Consider the following 13,349-nt stretch of genomic DNA (forward strand, 5'->3'; position numbering starts at 1 on the left):
TGATGCGCAAAATCCTGTCGACGCATCCGCTGCACCCGCGCGCCACGGCCATGCTGGCCGGCGCCGGGCGGCTTGCAATCGCTTCCGCCCTCGATCCCAAAACCCTGGCAGCCGAAGCCCGCGACGCAGACATCGTCATCGTGCGCGCGCCGCTGCCGCCGGAGCTGTTCGCCGGCGCGGCGAGCCTGCGCGCCGCGATCCGCCACGGCGCCGGGCTGGACATGATCCCGGTCGAGGCCGCGACCGCCGCCGGCGTGCTGGTCGCGAACGTGCCCGCGGTCAATGCCCGCTCGGTCGCCGAGCATGTGATGTTCACCGCGCTCGCGCTCTCGCGGCGCTTCCGCATTATGGACCGCGACCTGCGCGCCAAGGGCTGGCTCGCCGGGCGCGAGCACGCCAACTCGACCAGCGAGCTGGCCGGCAAGACGATCGGCATTGTCGGCCTCGGCGCGGTCGGCCAGGCCGTTGGCCATATCGCCGCCCATGGCTTCGACCTCAATGTCGTGGCGACGACGCGCAGCCTGCGCCCGGCGCTCGAGCGTGTTGGCTTCCTGTCGATCGACGCGCTGGTCGAGCAGAGCGACATCATCGTGCTGTGCTGCCCGCTGACCGAGGAGACGCGCGGCCTGATCAGCCGCGAGCGCATCGCCCGCATGAAGCCCGGTGCGCTGCTGATCAATGTCTCGCGCGGCCCGGTGGTCGACGACGAAGCGCTGATCGAAGCCCTGCAGAAAGGTCGCATCGGCGGTGCCGCTTTGGACGTCTTTTCCACGCAGCCGCTGCCGTCGAACCATCCCTATTTCGGCTTCGACAATGTCATTGTCACTCCGCATATGGCCGGCATCACCGAGGAATCGATGATGCGCATGGGCGTCGGCGCAGCCGGCGAGGCGTTGCTGGTGCTCGCCGGCAAACTGCCCGTCAACTTGCGCAATCCGGAAGTCATCGAGCACTACCGGCGACGCTTTGCGCTCAACGGTTAGACCATCGCGGTTTCGCCCCATTTTTTCGCGACGTTGTGCTCATGTCCGGTCGCCGTTTCGCATTGCTGGGTTTCTTCGCCGCATCGATCTGCGCCACGCCGGCATTTGCCGCGGCCGAAAGCAGCTATGTCTATTGCGACAACGGGTTGCGCTGCTTCAAGGCGCCCTGCCCCTCCAACAGCGCGCTCGACCTCGCGACCGGCAACATCATCAAGGGCGTCTCGATCGACACCGATGGCCTGCCACAGGAGGACAAGGCGCTCGACCTTTCTGACAAGCTCTACGCCGGCAAGATCGTTGTCAGAGGCTCGATCGAGAACCGGAAGCAGACTGTCACCGGCAAGGAATACGCCCTGCCCTGGCTGGTCGCGACCCGCGTGGTGCGCGCCGCCAAGGATAGCGAACGCAAGCACTGTTCGGCGCATTGATTACCGGCGCAGCAGCGTCTCGATTCCGGCGGCGATGCGCAGCAGATGGCGGTCGTGCCCATGCTTGCCCACCAGCATCAATCCAGCCGGCAGCCTGGTGCCCGGCATCGGCAGGGAAATCGCGCAGAGGTCGAACTGGTTGGCGACCTGCGTGTTGCGCAGCAGCAGTCCTTCCGTCCTGTCGCGCAGCGCTTCGTCGCCGGCCATCGCGGCAATGGACGGCGCGACCATCGGCACGGTCGGCAATGCCAGAAGATCGACCGTCTCCAGCCGTTCCGCCATGGCCGCGGCAAGCTCGCCGCGACGGCGGATCGTGCGGATATAGGCCGAGGCAGGAACGGCCAGCGCGCGCGACAAAGGTCCGGTGACATGCGGATCGACCGGCGCGGAGGCGCCGCTCGCCAGCCAGTCGGCATGCACCTCGGCGCCTTCCATAGAGGCGATCGTGCCGCGTCTTGTGGCCGCGCGCATCTCCGCGATGAGATCATCCATGGACAAATCGCTGGCGCGGCCGCCAGCCTGCCCGATCCTGTCGATGCAGGCCTCGAAGGCTTCCGCGACCTCGGCTTGCGTCTCGCCGAACAGCACGCCGCGAGGAATGCCGATGCGCAGGCCGGCGAGCGCGGCCGGCTGAAGCGCAACCGGCTCTTCTCCTGCCATGATCGCATCGGCGGTCGCGCAATCGGCGACGCTGCGGGCAAGCGGGCCGATTGAATCCAGCGTCATCGACAGCGGAAAGGCGCCGGTCAAAGGCACGCGTCCCGCCGTCGGCTTGAAGCCGACGACACCGTTGAGCGAGGCTGGAATGCGCACCGAGCCGCCGGTGTCTGAACCGATGGAGATGTCGCTTGTGCCCTCGCCGACCGCAACGCCCGCTCCCGATGACGAGCCGCCCGGTATCAGGCTCGCATCGGCGGCGTTGCCCGGCGTGCCGTGATGCAAATTGTCGCCGATCGCGGTGAAGGCGAACTCGGTCATGTTGGTCTTGCCGAGGATGACTGCGCCGGCCTGCCGCAGCCTCCGCACGATCGCCGCATCCCGTGCCGCCGGTGCGGCGCCGGCGTGGATCAGCGACCCCGCCGCGGTCGGCTCCCCGGCGACATCGAACAGGTCTTTGATCGAAACGATGCGCCCGTCGAGCGGCCCAAGGCTGACACCGGCTTTGCGGCGGTCATCGGATGCATCGGCGGCTGCCCGCGCGGCCTCGGCATAGAGCTTCGTGTAGACCTTCTCGTCGGCGGCGCGCTTGGCAAGACGTGACAGGATGATTTCGAGACGGTCGCGGACGGATTGCATGTCGATGTCGGACTCCGCAAGGATGTAGCGTCTTTAAAGCAATTCCAGGAAAAGCGTGGAGCGGTTTTCCGTCCGGAACTGCGCAGAAACAAAGACTTTGGGCTGGCTAAGCCCGTGCAAGAGATAAACCGGCAAGCGTGCCTTTGCACCCTGCCAGCGATAGGAAGATGCTGATGCTGTACAAAGGCAGCTGCCACTGCGGCAAGGTGGCGTTCGAGGTCCAGGGTGAACCCGGCATGGCCGTGCGCTGCAACTGTTCGATCTGCAGGCGCAAGGGCGCGCTGTTGTGGGCCGTACCGCATGAGAAGCTGAAGCTGGTCGCCTGGGGCGACGACCTCGGCCGCTACATCTTCGGCAGGGGCGCGATCGCGCACCGGTTTTGCCGCACCTGCGGCATCCATCCTTTCGCCGAGGATATCAGCCAGGGCAGCGAACGGTCCGCCTATATCAACATCAACTGCCTGGACGATGTCGACCCCACGACCATCGAAGTTTTCGAGTTCGACGGCCGCTCGGCCTGAGTGAGCAGAGCCGGCCGTGTGGCGATCACGACCCGGCGCTCCTGGGAACCGCCGGGCCGATGCTTGAGAGGACGAGCGGGTTGGCTACTCGGCGGCCTGCTTCGGTCCCATCAGGAAGGCCACCAGCGCCGCGAGCAAGGTCGCCACGCCGCTATAGGCGAAGGCGGTGGCGACACCGGCATGATCGACCAAAAGGCCGCCGGCGATGGCGCCGAGCGCGATCGCCACCTGGAAGGTCGCGACCATCAACCCGCCGGCGCTCTCGGCCTGATCGGGCGCGGCGCGCACCAGCCAGGTCTGCAGGCCGACCGGCACGGCGCCGAAGGCAAAGCCCCAGGCGGTGACCGCGGCCGCCGCAACGATCGGCGAGGCGCCAAGCATAAGCAGCGCCACCGCCGACAAGGCGATCAGCAGCGGCGCCAAGCCGACGGCAAGCTTCAGGTTGCGCTCGGCCAGGAAGCCGCCGGCGAAATTGCCGAAGAAGCCGCCGATGCCATAGGCGAGCAGCACCAGCGAGATCGTCTCGATCGGCATCACAGGAACCGTCTCCAGGAACGGCCGTACATAGGTGAAGCCGGCGAACTGCCCGGACGCGACCAGCAGCACCACCAGCAGCGCCACACGGATCATCGGCCGCTTCAGCACCGCGATCAGGGTGCGGAAGCTTGCAACGGTTGCGGGCGGCAGGCTGGGAAGGGTGGCGAGTTGCACCAGCAGCGCCAGCGCGCCGACGACCGCCGCGATCATGAAGGCGGTGCGCCAGCCCCAGATATCGCCGACATAGGCGCCGACAGGCGCTGCGGTGACGGTGGCGACCGAAACGCCGGTAAGGATAATCGACATAGCGCGCGGCATCAGCCGCATCGGCACAAGCCGCATCGCCATGGCGGCGGACATCGACCAGAAGCCGCCCAGCGCCACGCCAAGAACGACGCGGGCGAGAAGCAGCATAGTGAGCGAGGACGCGAAGGCGGCGAGCAGGTTCGAGACGATCAGCAGGACGGAGAGGATCCACATGACCAGCCGCCGGTCGAGCCGCTTGGTGACGATCGCCATGGTCGGTGCCGCGATCGCGCCGATGACGGCAGTTGCCGTTACCGCCTGGCCGGCCGCGCCTTCGCTGACGCCGAGATCCTGCGCCAGCCGCGTCAGCAGGCTGGCGGGCAGGAATTCGGCGGTCACCAGGCCGAAAACGCCGAGCGCCAGCGAGACCACCGCGCCCCACGCTGGTTCTGTTCGTTCGTCGGGTTCGGTCTTGTCGAGGACAGCGGCGTCGATGGCGCCTGTGGCGGGCTCGGTCATGGCAGGTCTCCGGTGAGTTGCAGCGCAACATTTGGCTGCACTGCAACATAGGGAGTGACTGTCTGGAGTTTCCATGCTAGAAACTCCGAAATGAATTACAATTCGTCCAAAATTGTTCTGCAGGCTTCCGGCGATCCGCTCACCGACATGCTGCGCGGTTTGCGCCTCGACGGCGTCGACTATGGCCGCTGCGTGCTGGGCCAGCCCTGGGCTGTTTCCTTCCCCGCGCAGAAAGCGGCGCGGTTCCATTTCATCGGCCAACAGGGCTGCTGGCTGTTCTCGCCGGCCAAGGAATGGATAGAGCTCTCGGTGGGCGACGCGCTGCTGATTCCGCGCGGTGACGAGCACGTGCTGGCGAGCGCGCCCGGCGTGCCTCCGGTGCCGATCGGCCGCTACACCATCGAGCCGGTATGTGAGAACATCTACGACGTCTCCAACGGCTGCGACGGCTGCAAGACCCTTTTGTTTTGCGGCAGCATGCATTTCAACCTCGACGGCTCGCATCCGCTGCTGGAGATGATGCCCGACCTGATGCAGGCGCATAAGCTGATGGCGAACGCGCCCGGCATCCAGCATCTGCTGGACGCCATGGCCGGCGAGGTGACGATGGACCGGGTCGGCTCCGGTGGCATCCTCGCCCGCCTGGCCGATGTGCTTGCCGCCACCATCATCCGCTCCTGGGTGGAGAATGGCTGCGGCGACGCCACTGGGTGGATCGCCGCGGTGCGCAATCCTGATGTCGGCAAGGTGCTCGCCGCCATTCACCTGCAGCCGGAGCGCGACTGGACGGTCGAGGCGCTGGCCAGGATGATGGGTACCTCGCGCTCCGCCTTTGCGCAGCGCTTCGCCACCGTGGTCGGCGAGACCCCGGCCAAATATGTGCTGCGCGTGCGCATGCACCAGGCGCGGCAATGGCTCGCCCGCGACGGCATGAGGGTCTCCGTGGCGGCATCGAGGTTGGGCTACGATTCCGAAGCCTCCTTCAGCCGCGCCTTCAAGCGGGTGATGGGCGTGGCGCCGAGCCATTTGCGCAACACTGGCGCGGAGCAATCCTGACATCCGGCAGGCAGCTGCCGCAGCTGGAGGAACTGCCAAGTCTTTTGGACGCCGTGCCATTCCCCACCGGCCGAAGCCGCGTAAGCTGGTTGGCGGAGGAAACCGCCATGCCCAATCATCTCGCATCGCTTGCGCTCGCCGCGCTGGCCATCCTGCCGGGCCAGGCATTCGCGCTCGATGACAGCTACCTGCCCGCCGGCAAGATCCCTTACACCGTCGAAGCCCCGGGCCAGCCGCAGCGCCTTGGTCCGCTATGGGGCGAAAGGGCGAAAGGCCCGGCCGGAACGCTGCTGAAAGTTCCCGGCAACTGGCGCGCGCCCGTCCATGCCCATACCGCCGACTACCGCGCCGTGGTCATCAAGGGTCTCTGGGCGCATTGGCAGATGCAGGGCGGTGAAGCGACCAAGGTCGAGTTGCCGCCCGGCTCCTACTGGACCCAGAAGGCCAACGAAATGCATGACGATGCCTGCCTGTCGGACACCGAATGCGTGATCCTGCTGATCAACGAGACGCCTTACGAAACCTATCTGCCGAAGTAAGGCGCCGGACCGCTATCCGGCGTGCCGCAGGCTGACGCCGCTGCCCTTGTCGAACATCACCACCTTGTCGGGATTCCAGGCAATGCGCACCGGCTGCTCGATCGCGACATCCGTCCTGGCCGGCACGGTGGCCCGCAGCATCGTGTCGCCGACCCTGAGCGTCAGGATCTTTTCCACGCCGTGGTTCTCGACATCGTGGACGCGTGCTTCGACGGGTGCGCCGCTCTCCAGGTAGACATCCTCCGGACGGCTGCCGAAGACGAGCGGGCGACCGTCGGTCGCGCCACCCGTCTTGGCTCCCCCGAAAGTCTTGGCCCCAATTGTGAGCGGCAGTTCGAAATTGGCGCCATCACCGCGCGGTCGTTGACCAGTCTGCCGTCGATTAGGTTCATCGGCGGCGAACCGACGAAGCTCGCAACATAGGTATCGCGCGGATTGTTGTAGATCTCCTGCGGCGTGCCGGTCTGGACGATGTGGCCGTGATTGAGCACGCCCACCTTGTCACCCATCGACATGGCCTCGATCTGGTCATGCGTGACGAACAGGAATGTGGCGCCGAGCTGCATCTGCAGGTTCTTCAGCTCCGTACGCAGCGCCTCGCGCAACTTGGCGTCGAGCGCCGACAGCGGCTCATCCATCAGGAACACGCGCGGCTTGCGCACGATGGCGCGGCCGATCGAGAGGCGCTGCATCTCGCCGCTGGAAAGCCGGTCGGCCTTGCGGTCGAGCAGGTGTTCGATCCTGAGCGTCCGGGCGGCGCGCGCGACACGGTCATTGATCTCGGCGTCGGGTCCTCCGGTCAAGCCGGAGGATGACGGCGTGAGAGTTGAGAGGGCGACGCACACCGACCGTCGCGGACCGGCGCGAGCGCGACCTGCCGGATAGCGTCAGCTGCTGATCATCGCGCTGTCTTGTTGAGAGCGGTGACGACCAGCGCGAGAATCACCGCCGCGGCGGCGATTTCCCACACGAAAGCCTGCTTGTAGAAAGGCGGCGTGGCGAGCTGCGCCTTGCCGGCGAGAGTGTTGGGGTCCGGTGGATTGAGGAAGAAGACGCCGTAGAGATGCGCCGCCGTGATCGAAACCAGCAGCGCAATGCAGAAGACCAGCGCCACGACCAGCGCTACGGTCACCACACTGCGCACCTTGACGCCCGGCTGGGCCAACGGCAGCAGGTTGTTGATGAGTCCGGCAAGCACCACGAGACCGCTGCCGACCGCGTACAGGCCGATGGAAAAGGGTTGGAAGATCAGCACCAGCGCCATGACGCCGAGGCCAATGATGAAGACCTCGAGGCAGTACGCGCTGGCCCGGCTCATCCCGGAAGAACTGTCGCTCATGACCGCACCGCCTTTCCGGCGCCATCGAAGACATGGGTTTGCCTGGGATCGGGGCGTAGATTCAGCGCCTCGCCGACCTTGACCCGCTGGCTTCTCGTCACCACGACGCGGATGTCGGCGCCTGCCGCCGTGCGGGCATGAATAAGGGTTTCGGCGCCCATGGGCTCGATGAGCTCGGCCCGGGCGGAGATGGTGCCACGGTCCCCCGTATCGGTCGCGGTGAAGGCGCGGGGGCGGACACCGATCGTCACCTTGCCGGGCTGCAGGCGCGCGACCGCCGCGTCCGTGCGGATCGCCAGATTAATGCCGGCCACGGTCATGTCCGCCGTGCCATCGGCGAAGGTCTTGAGATCGGCCTCGAGAAGATTCATCTGCGGCGTGCCGATGAAGCTCGCCACGAAAGCATTGGCGGGCTTGGCAAAAACCTCGTGCGGTGAGCCGACTTGCTCGATCAGGCCGTCCTTCATGATGGCGATGCGGTCGGCCATGGTGAGCGCTTCGAGCTGGTCATGGGTCACGATCACGGTCGCTTTGGAGAGGCCCTGCAGCACTTCCTTGATCTGGCCACGCATGCTCTGGCGCAGTTCGACATCGAGACGCGACAAGGGCTCGTCGAAGAGGAAGCAATTGGGGTCGCGGACGATGGCGCGGGCCATGGCGGCGCGCTGCTTTTCGCCCTCGGATATCTGGTTCGGCAGCCGGTCTAGAACGTGCTCCAAGTGGAGGATCGCGGCGACGCGGTTGACGCGGGCAGTCCGCTCAGCCCCGGAAATGCCGTCATGATAGAGCGGGAAGGCGATGTTCTCGCCAACCGACGCCGACGGGTAGAGCGCGTAGAACTGGAACACCATGGCGATGTCGCGCTTTTCGGGCGGCAGGTTGTTCATCACCTTGCCGGCGATGACGACCTCGCCGTCAGTGACGCTTTCCAGCCCGGCGATGACGCGCAGGGTCGTCGTCTTGCCACAGCCGGACGGGCCGAGAAGGCAGACGACCTCACCGGCGGCCACCGACAGGTCAACGTTCTTGACCGCGGTGAAGGAGCCGAAACGCTTGGTGACTTTGCGGAGTTCGATGGTTGACATATCAGCGCTTCACGGTGCCGAAGGTAACGCCGCGCAACAGATGGTTTTGCAAGAAGAAGGTGACCAGGAAGACTGGGACGAGGAACAGGGTTTCGATGGCGGCAAGCAAAGTCCAGTCAGTGCCGCGTCCACCCGACGACACGGCCTGGTTCATGGCGACCGGAACCGTCCTCGTGTCGGGCCCCGAGAGCAACAGGGCGAAGAGGAACTCGTTCCAGGTGAGGATCAGGCCGAACACGAACGTGGCGGCGAGCCCGGCAATGACCTGGGGCAGGCAAATCTTGAAGAACACCCGCATTCCGGACGATCCGTCGATGCGGGCGGCATCCTCGACGTCTGGCGACAATTCATCGAAGAAGCTCTTCATCATCCAGATGGTGAAGGCCAGGTTGAAGGCGGTGTAGAGCATGATGATGCCGAGATACGAGCCCGACAGGCCCACTACGCGGAACATCAGGATCACCGGAATGATCACCACAATCGCCGGCAGCATGCGCGTGGTCAGGATGATGAACAGGTAGGTGTCATTGCCTTTCAGCGGATAGCGCGAGAAGCCGAAGGCCGCCAGGGTGCCGATGACCAGCGCCAGCAGCACCGACGCCGAGGCGATGAAGATCGAGTTGAAGAAATAACGGTCGAATCCTGTCGCTTCCGGGGCACCGTCCGGCGTCATCGAGCGGGAAAAGACGGACCCAAAATTTTCGAGCGTGGGCTTGAACACAAAATGGTCCGGAATCAAGCCGAACAGCGACGTGGGCGACAGCGTCGGAGGCACCAGGAGCGCGTCGCCCTGCGGTTTGAAGGCGGTGAATATGATGAACAGCACCGGCAGAAAATAGATAAAGGCGACGACGGCCACGGCGAGCGTCCGCCCCCAGCCGGCCTCGTCTACTCCGCTGGCCCGGCGGAAGCCGAGCTTTCCCAATATCGATTCGGCCACGGGTCAGGCTCCCTGCGTACGGCGGTTTGCGAGGTACAGGTAAAGGTTGGTGAGAACGATCACCATGAACAGCATCAGATAGGAGATCGCCGCGCCCTCACTCGTCTTGTTCTGCTCGTTGGCGATGCGGATCAAGTGATAGGAGATCGTCAGTGTGTCGTTGCCGCCCTTGGTGAGGAGGATGACGAGATCCGCCAGCTTGAATGCCTCGATGGTGCGGAAGAGAAGGGCCAACATCAGAAGGCCGCGGATGTAGGGGAAGGTGATCATCCAGAATTGCCGCCAGCTGGAAATACGGTCGATGGCAGCGGCCTCGTAAAGGTATTTCGGCACCGAGACGAGGCCCGCCAGCACAAGGAGCATGACGAAGGGCGACCACATCCATGCGTCGGCGAAAACGATTCCCGCCACGGCACCGACTTTGTTGCTCATCAGGATGAACTGGTTGCCGGAGATGGAATTGATGACGTAGCTGAGAATCCCGAATGTCGGGTCATAGTAGTAGGTGAAGAACACGCCGGAGGCGACAACCGAAAGCATCATCGGTGTCAGCACCAGGATCAACAAATACTTGCGCAGCGGAAATTGCTTGGCGAACAGGATGGCCAGCAGAAAGCCGACGATCATCTGCGCGGAGACGGTGAACACGACGAACATGGCGGTATTGATCAGCGCGCCCCAAGTCGCGTGAGCAGCGAGATCGTTGGTAAGGATCCGGACGTAGTTCCCGAGTCCGACGAAGCGGATCGTCTGCTGGTTTGCCTGGTAGGCGAAGAACGAAAGGCCCAGCGACCACAGCAGGGGGAAGATATTCATCACAAACAGAACGGCGATTGCCGGAGCGACCAGCAGGGCGCCGAAGTAGTGGCGGCGATACGCGTTGACGGTAAATGCGGCCGCGACCAACGCCGCCGCGGTGCCCACCACCCAGAAGGAGACAGCCGCCGGCAAGCCCGCCATTGATATGGCCGACACGACGACAGCGACAGCGATGGCGAGTTTCCAGTTGTGGGCAACAACCGCGGTAAGGCGTGGTGTCAGCAGCGTGCTTGGAACAGCGGTCATGGGAGTCCGAAATATGGAGCGCCTGACGTGGCAATGACGGGGAGCGGCTTTTGCCCGCTCCCCGCAGCTATGTCGGAAGGTTACTGGATAAGGCCATCGTTCTTCAGGAGGTCCTCCTGGAACTTGGCGATGTTATCCAGGGTGGTCTTGGCGTCCTGCTTGCCAGTGATGGCCAGGTCGTACTGGTCCTGCTGCTGGGTGAGCAGTTCGAAGAACTGCGGCACGTGCCACATGTCCTTCTGCCAGTCGAGCGAGTTCGCCCAGGCGCGGTCCCACGGACGATAGGTCACATACTTCGGATCGCTGTAGACCGACTTGATCGCGGACTGGCCGCCGCCGGCGGCGAACTGGTGCTGGATATCGGGCGAGAGCCACCACTTCACGAAGCCCACCGCTTCCTTGATTTGCTCAGGCGTCGTCCAGGTGGTGAGAACGAAAGGCTGTCCGCCGATCTGTGACGTACGATTCACCTTGCCGTCGGGGCCGCGCAGGCCTGGCGCCAATCCGAACACCAGCTTGTCGGCAACCTTCGACGTCTTGGGATCGAGCGAGGCTTCGCCGAGACCGATCCAGTCGATGTTCATGGCCACCTTGCCTTCACGGAACAACTGGTCCGAGACGAAGATGTCCATGGTGCCGGTCTTGACCACCGGCGGCATGTACTTCAGCAATTTGAGGAAATGCTCCATGCCCTCGATGGACTTCGGGGAGTTTACGACGCCTTCGGCATGTCCGGTCGGGGCCTTGGTTTCATCCCAGATGCCGCCGCCATGCTCCCAGACGAACGTGTGGACCGAGCTCGTCGAGAAGTCGTAGCCTTTGCCTGCCTGATAGGCAATGCCGTAGAAATCGTCATCCAGCACCTGGCCGGCGAGCTTGTCGCCCTTCTTGCGCTGGAAGAATTCGCCAACATGCTCGAACGTGTTCCAGTCCATGGCGTCGATTTCTTCGCCGGTGCAGGGCAGCTTCTCATTATACTTCGCCTTGAAGGCGGCCTGCTCGTCGTCGTTGCAGAGCACGTCCTTGCGGCCGTAGGTGACCAGCACGTCCGGGAACTGCGGGAAGCCGTAGTAGTTCGGCGTGCTGTTGGGATAGGTCGAGTAGGCGTTGAGCACGGCGGGATGCATCGACTCCATCGTCGCCTTGAGTTCCGGGTCGGCATCGATGAGATCGTTGATCTTGCGGAAGTAGCCGCCTTCGACGAAGGCGCCCAGCCACTGCGAGTCCGACACGATGAAATTGTACTTCTTTTCGCCCGAGGTCAACGAGGCGTTGACGCGGGTGTAGAAATCCGGCCACGGAATGAAGTCGACATCGAGCTTCACGGTATTGCCAGACTTGGGCTTGTACTGCTCGTCGAAGAACTTCTTCATAATGCGGGTCGGGGGCCAATCCGGCACCGCCATCGTCAACGTCACTTCTTCGGCAGAGGCATAGGTCACGCCTCCCACCAGTAGCGTGGCAGCGAAGCTTGCGGCTGTCGCTAGCCCTTTCACTTTGGTCATCGCCGTCATTCGCGTTTCCTCCCTTGGTTAACCGGATTGCTTCTCGCCGTTCGCGTCAGGTCATTGCCTGGCCGCTCGCGGCGCGGAAGACGTGGATTTTCTTGTTATCGATGGCGATCGATGCCGAATCGCCGGTCCTGATGCTGGCGGCGATCGCTTCCGGCAGCACCATGCGCAACATCTCGCCGCCGGCCTCGACCGAGACGATCGTGATGTCGCCGAGCGGTTCGACCAGATGCACCTTCGAGGCAACCCCGGCTTCGCCCTTGGCGGCGAGCCGAATGTCGCTCGGGCGAATGCCGATCAGCGCGGCCTCGCCGGCATCGGCAGTCTTTGGCGCCGTTGCCGGAACCAGAGTCCCGAGCGGCGTGTCGAAAGACCTGGTGTCGCCGCGCACCGAGGCCGTGAACAGATTCATGTGCGGCGAGCCGATCTTGCTGGCGACATAGGTATGGATCGGCTGCTCGTAAAGCTCGTCCGGCGTGCCGATCTGGACGATGCCGCCATCGCGCATGACGGCGATCGTCTCGCCCATCGAGAGAGCCTCGAGCTCGTCGGGCGTGGCATAGATCACGGTCATGCCGAACTGGCGGTGCAGCCGCTTCAGCTCGGCGCGCGTCTCGTGCCGAAGCTTGGCGTCGAGATTGGTGAGCGGCTCATCGAGGAGAAGAATCTTTGGCCGGCGGATCAGGGAGCGGCCGAGCGCGACGCGCTGCTGCTCTCCGCCGGACAGGGTTGCCGGCTTGGCCTTCAGGCGGTGTGTCAGCTTCAGGATCTCGGCGGTCTCTTTCACCCGCTTGTCGATCTCGGCGCGCGGGGCTTTCTCCTCGCGCAGCGGATAGGCGAGATTGTCGTAGACCGTGAGGTGGGGGTAAAGCGCGAAAGACTGGAAGACCATCGAGATGCCGCGGCCGGCGATCGGCGCATGGGTCATGTCGCGGCCGCCGATCTCAAGCGTGCCGGAGTCGGCCTGGACGAGGCCGGCGATAGTGCGCAGGGTCGTCGTCTTGCCAACCGAGCTCGGCCCGAAGAGTACGAAGAAGCGGCCTTCGTCGACGGCGAAGCTCAGGTCGTTGATGGCGCGCACGGATCCATAGGCCTTGCTGAGCCCATCGAGGCGCAGCGCAATCCCCTTGCCGGCACTGGCGCGAGGCGACGTCTGCGTCACGATGCGCCACCTCGTGCGGACGGAACACGCGCCATCCGTATGATCCTCCTCGCCCTGCCGAAATGGACTGCGGCTGTCATTCCCGATCCGCCTTTTCTTTCCTAATCTGGTATTACCAATTT

The 13,349-nt window shown here is 64.3% G+C and carries 13 protein-coding genes and 1 pseudogene; 5 read left to right on the forward strand and 9 right to left on the reverse strand.

Annotated elements, in window-relative coordinates; translation table 11 throughout:
* The first annotated feature begins 2 nt into the window (after positions 1 to 2).
* Together AC0L2L_RS25790 and AC0L2L_RS25795 are read left to right on the forward strand one after the other, a co-directional pair.
* Positions 3 to 983, forward strand: a complete 981-nt coding sequence (locus tag AC0L2L_RS25790) for a hydroxyacid dehydrogenase (protein ID WP_473582308.1) — start codon at positions 3 to 5, stop codon at positions 981 to 983.
* Positions 984 to 1,024: 41 nt separating this feature from the next.
* Positions 1,025 to 1,411, forward strand: coding sequence for a hypothetical protein (locus AC0L2L_RS25795; protein ID WP_473582310.1), 387 nt, complete (start codon positions 1,025 to 1,027; stop codon positions 1,409 to 1,411).
* On the opposite strand, the gene AC0L2L_RS25800 is transcribed toward AC0L2L_RS25795, so the two are convergent.
* A complete protein-coding gene (locus AC0L2L_RS25800) occupies positions 1,412 to 2,707 on the reverse strand; it encodes an amidase (RefSeq protein WP_473582312.1) in 1,296 nt (431 codons plus the stop codon).
* Positions 2,708 to 2,880: 173 nt separating this feature from the next.
* On the opposite strand from AC0L2L_RS25800, the gene AC0L2L_RS25805 reads away from it, so the two are divergent.
* A complete protein-coding gene (locus AC0L2L_RS25805; protein ID WP_473582314.1) occupies positions 2,881 to 3,228 on the forward strand; it encodes a GFA family protein in 348 nt (115 codons plus the stop codon).
* Between the two features lie 84 nt (positions 3,229 to 3,312).
* Here the strand turns inward: AC0L2L_RS25805 and AC0L2L_RS25810 are convergent, their stop codons facing one another.
* Complete coding sequence (locus AC0L2L_RS25810) at positions 3,313 to 4,530, reverse strand: MFS transporter (RefSeq protein WP_473582316.1); 1,218 nt, start codon at positions 4,528 to 4,530, stop codon at positions 3,313 to 3,315.
* A 90-nt stretch (positions 4,531 to 4,620) separates the two neighbouring features.
* On the opposite strand from AC0L2L_RS25810, the gene AC0L2L_RS25815 reads away from it, so the two are divergent.
* Both AC0L2L_RS25815 and AC0L2L_RS25820 read left to right on the forward strand, forming a co-directional pair.
* The gene (locus AC0L2L_RS25815) at positions 4,621 to 5,586 is read left to right on the forward strand and encodes an AraC family transcriptional regulator (protein WP_473582318.1); all 966 of its coding nucleotides are present in this window, start codon (positions 4,621 to 4,623) and stop codon (positions 5,584 to 5,586) included.
* A gap of 107 nt (positions 5,587 to 5,693) precedes the next feature.
* Positions 5,694 to 6,125 (forward strand): DUF4437 domain-containing protein, encoded by a 432-nt coding sequence (locus AC0L2L_RS25820; RefSeq protein ID WP_473582320.1) that lies wholly within the window; start codon positions 5,694 to 5,696, stop codon positions 6,123 to 6,125.
* A gap of 12 nt (positions 6,126 to 6,137) precedes the next feature.
* On the opposite strand, the pseudogene AC0L2L_RS25825 reads toward AC0L2L_RS25820, so the two are convergent.
* The 7 genes and pseudogenes from AC0L2L_RS25825 to AC0L2L_RS25855 form a co-directional block, all read right to left on the reverse strand.
* Positions 6,138 to 6,943, reverse strand: a pseudogene (locus AC0L2L_RS25825) (ABC transporter ATP-binding protein); the annotation flags it as partial.
* An 80-nt stretch (positions 6,944 to 7,023) separates the two neighbouring features.
* Complete coding sequence (locus AC0L2L_RS25830) at positions 7,024 to 7,464, reverse strand: hypothetical protein (RefSeq protein ID WP_473582322.1); 441 nt, start codon at positions 7,462 to 7,464, stop codon at positions 7,024 to 7,026.
* Positions 7,461 to 8,549: an ABC transporter ATP-binding protein gene (locus AC0L2L_RS25835; RefSeq protein WP_473582324.1), complete on the reverse strand. Its 1,089-nt coding sequence runs from the start codon at positions 8,547 to 8,549 to the stop codon at positions 7,461 to 7,463. The genes AC0L2L_RS25830 and AC0L2L_RS25835 overlap by 4 nt, the downstream gene beginning before the upstream one ends.
* Position 8,550: 1 nt before the next feature.
* A complete protein-coding gene (locus AC0L2L_RS25840) occupies positions 8,551 to 9,489 on the reverse strand; it encodes a carbohydrate ABC transporter permease (protein ID WP_020629045.1) in 939 nt (312 codons plus the stop codon).
* 3 nt (positions 9,490 to 9,492) lie between these two features.
* The gene (locus AC0L2L_RS25845; RefSeq protein WP_473582327.1) at positions 9,493 to 10,554 is read right to left on the reverse strand and encodes a carbohydrate ABC transporter permease; all 1,062 of its coding nucleotides are present in this window, start codon (positions 10,552 to 10,554) and stop codon (positions 9,493 to 9,495) included.
* 80 nt (positions 10,555 to 10,634) lie between these two features.
* Positions 10,635 to 12,068, reverse strand: a complete 1,434-nt coding sequence (locus AC0L2L_RS25850) for an ABC transporter substrate-binding protein (RefSeq protein WP_473582329.1) — start codon at positions 12,066 to 12,068, stop codon at positions 10,635 to 10,637.
* Positions 12,069 to 12,114: 46 nt separating this feature from the next.
* Complete coding sequence (locus AC0L2L_RS25855) at positions 12,115 to 13,227, reverse strand: ABC transporter ATP-binding protein (protein WP_473582330.1); 1,113 nt, start codon at positions 13,225 to 13,227, stop codon at positions 12,115 to 12,117.
* Positions 13,228 to 13,349: the final 122 nt, after the last annotated feature.

Source organism: Mesorhizobium sp. WSM4832, from assembly GCF_055811115.1.

What these genes read in the sequence shown, in the direction of transcription:
- AC0L2L_RS25835 (WP_473582324.1), bottom strand. Translation starts at nt 8,549, where the DNA reads ATGTCAACCATCGAACTCCGCAAAGTCACCAAGCGTTTCGGCTCCTTC.
- AC0L2L_RS25795 (WP_473582310.1), top strand. Translation starts at nt 1,025, where the DNA reads ATGTCCGGTCGCCGTTTCGCATTGCTGGGTTTCTTCGCCGCATCGATC.
- AC0L2L_RS25830 (WP_473582322.1), bottom strand. Translation starts at nt 7,464, where the DNA reads ATGAGCGACAGTTCTTCCGGGATGAGCCGGGCCAGCGCGTACTGCCTC.
- AC0L2L_RS25820 (WP_473582320.1), top strand. Translation starts at nt 5,694, where the DNA reads ATGCCCAATCATCTCGCATCGCTTGCGCTCGCCGCGCTGGCCATCCTG.
- AC0L2L_RS25850 (WP_473582329.1), bottom strand. Translation starts at nt 12,068, where the DNA reads ATGACGGCGATGACCAAAGTGAAAGGGCTAGCGACAGCCGCAAGCTTC.
- AC0L2L_RS25815 (WP_473582318.1), top strand. Translation starts at nt 4,621, where the DNA reads ATGAATTACAATTCGTCCAAAATTGTTCTGCAGGCTTCCGGCGATCCG.
- AC0L2L_RS25790 (WP_473582308.1), top strand. Translation starts at nt 3, where the DNA reads ATGCGCAAAATCCTGTCGACGCATCCGCTGCACCCGCGCGCCACGGCC.
- AC0L2L_RS25800 (WP_473582312.1), bottom strand. Translation starts at nt 2,707, where the DNA reads ATGCAATCCGTCCGCGACCGTCTCGAAATCATCCTGTCACGTCTTGCC.
- AC0L2L_RS25805 (WP_473582314.1), top strand. Translation starts at nt 2,881, where the DNA reads ATGCTGTACAAAGGCAGCTGCCACTGCGGCAAGGTGGCGTTCGAGGTC.
- AC0L2L_RS25810 (WP_473582316.1), bottom strand. Translation starts at nt 4,530, where the DNA reads ATGACCGAGCCCGCCACAGGCGCCATCGACGCCGCTGTCCTCGACAAG.
- AC0L2L_RS25845 (WP_473582327.1), bottom strand. Translation starts at nt 10,554, where the DNA reads ATGACCGCTGTTCCAAGCACGCTGCTGACACCACGCCTTACCGCGGTT.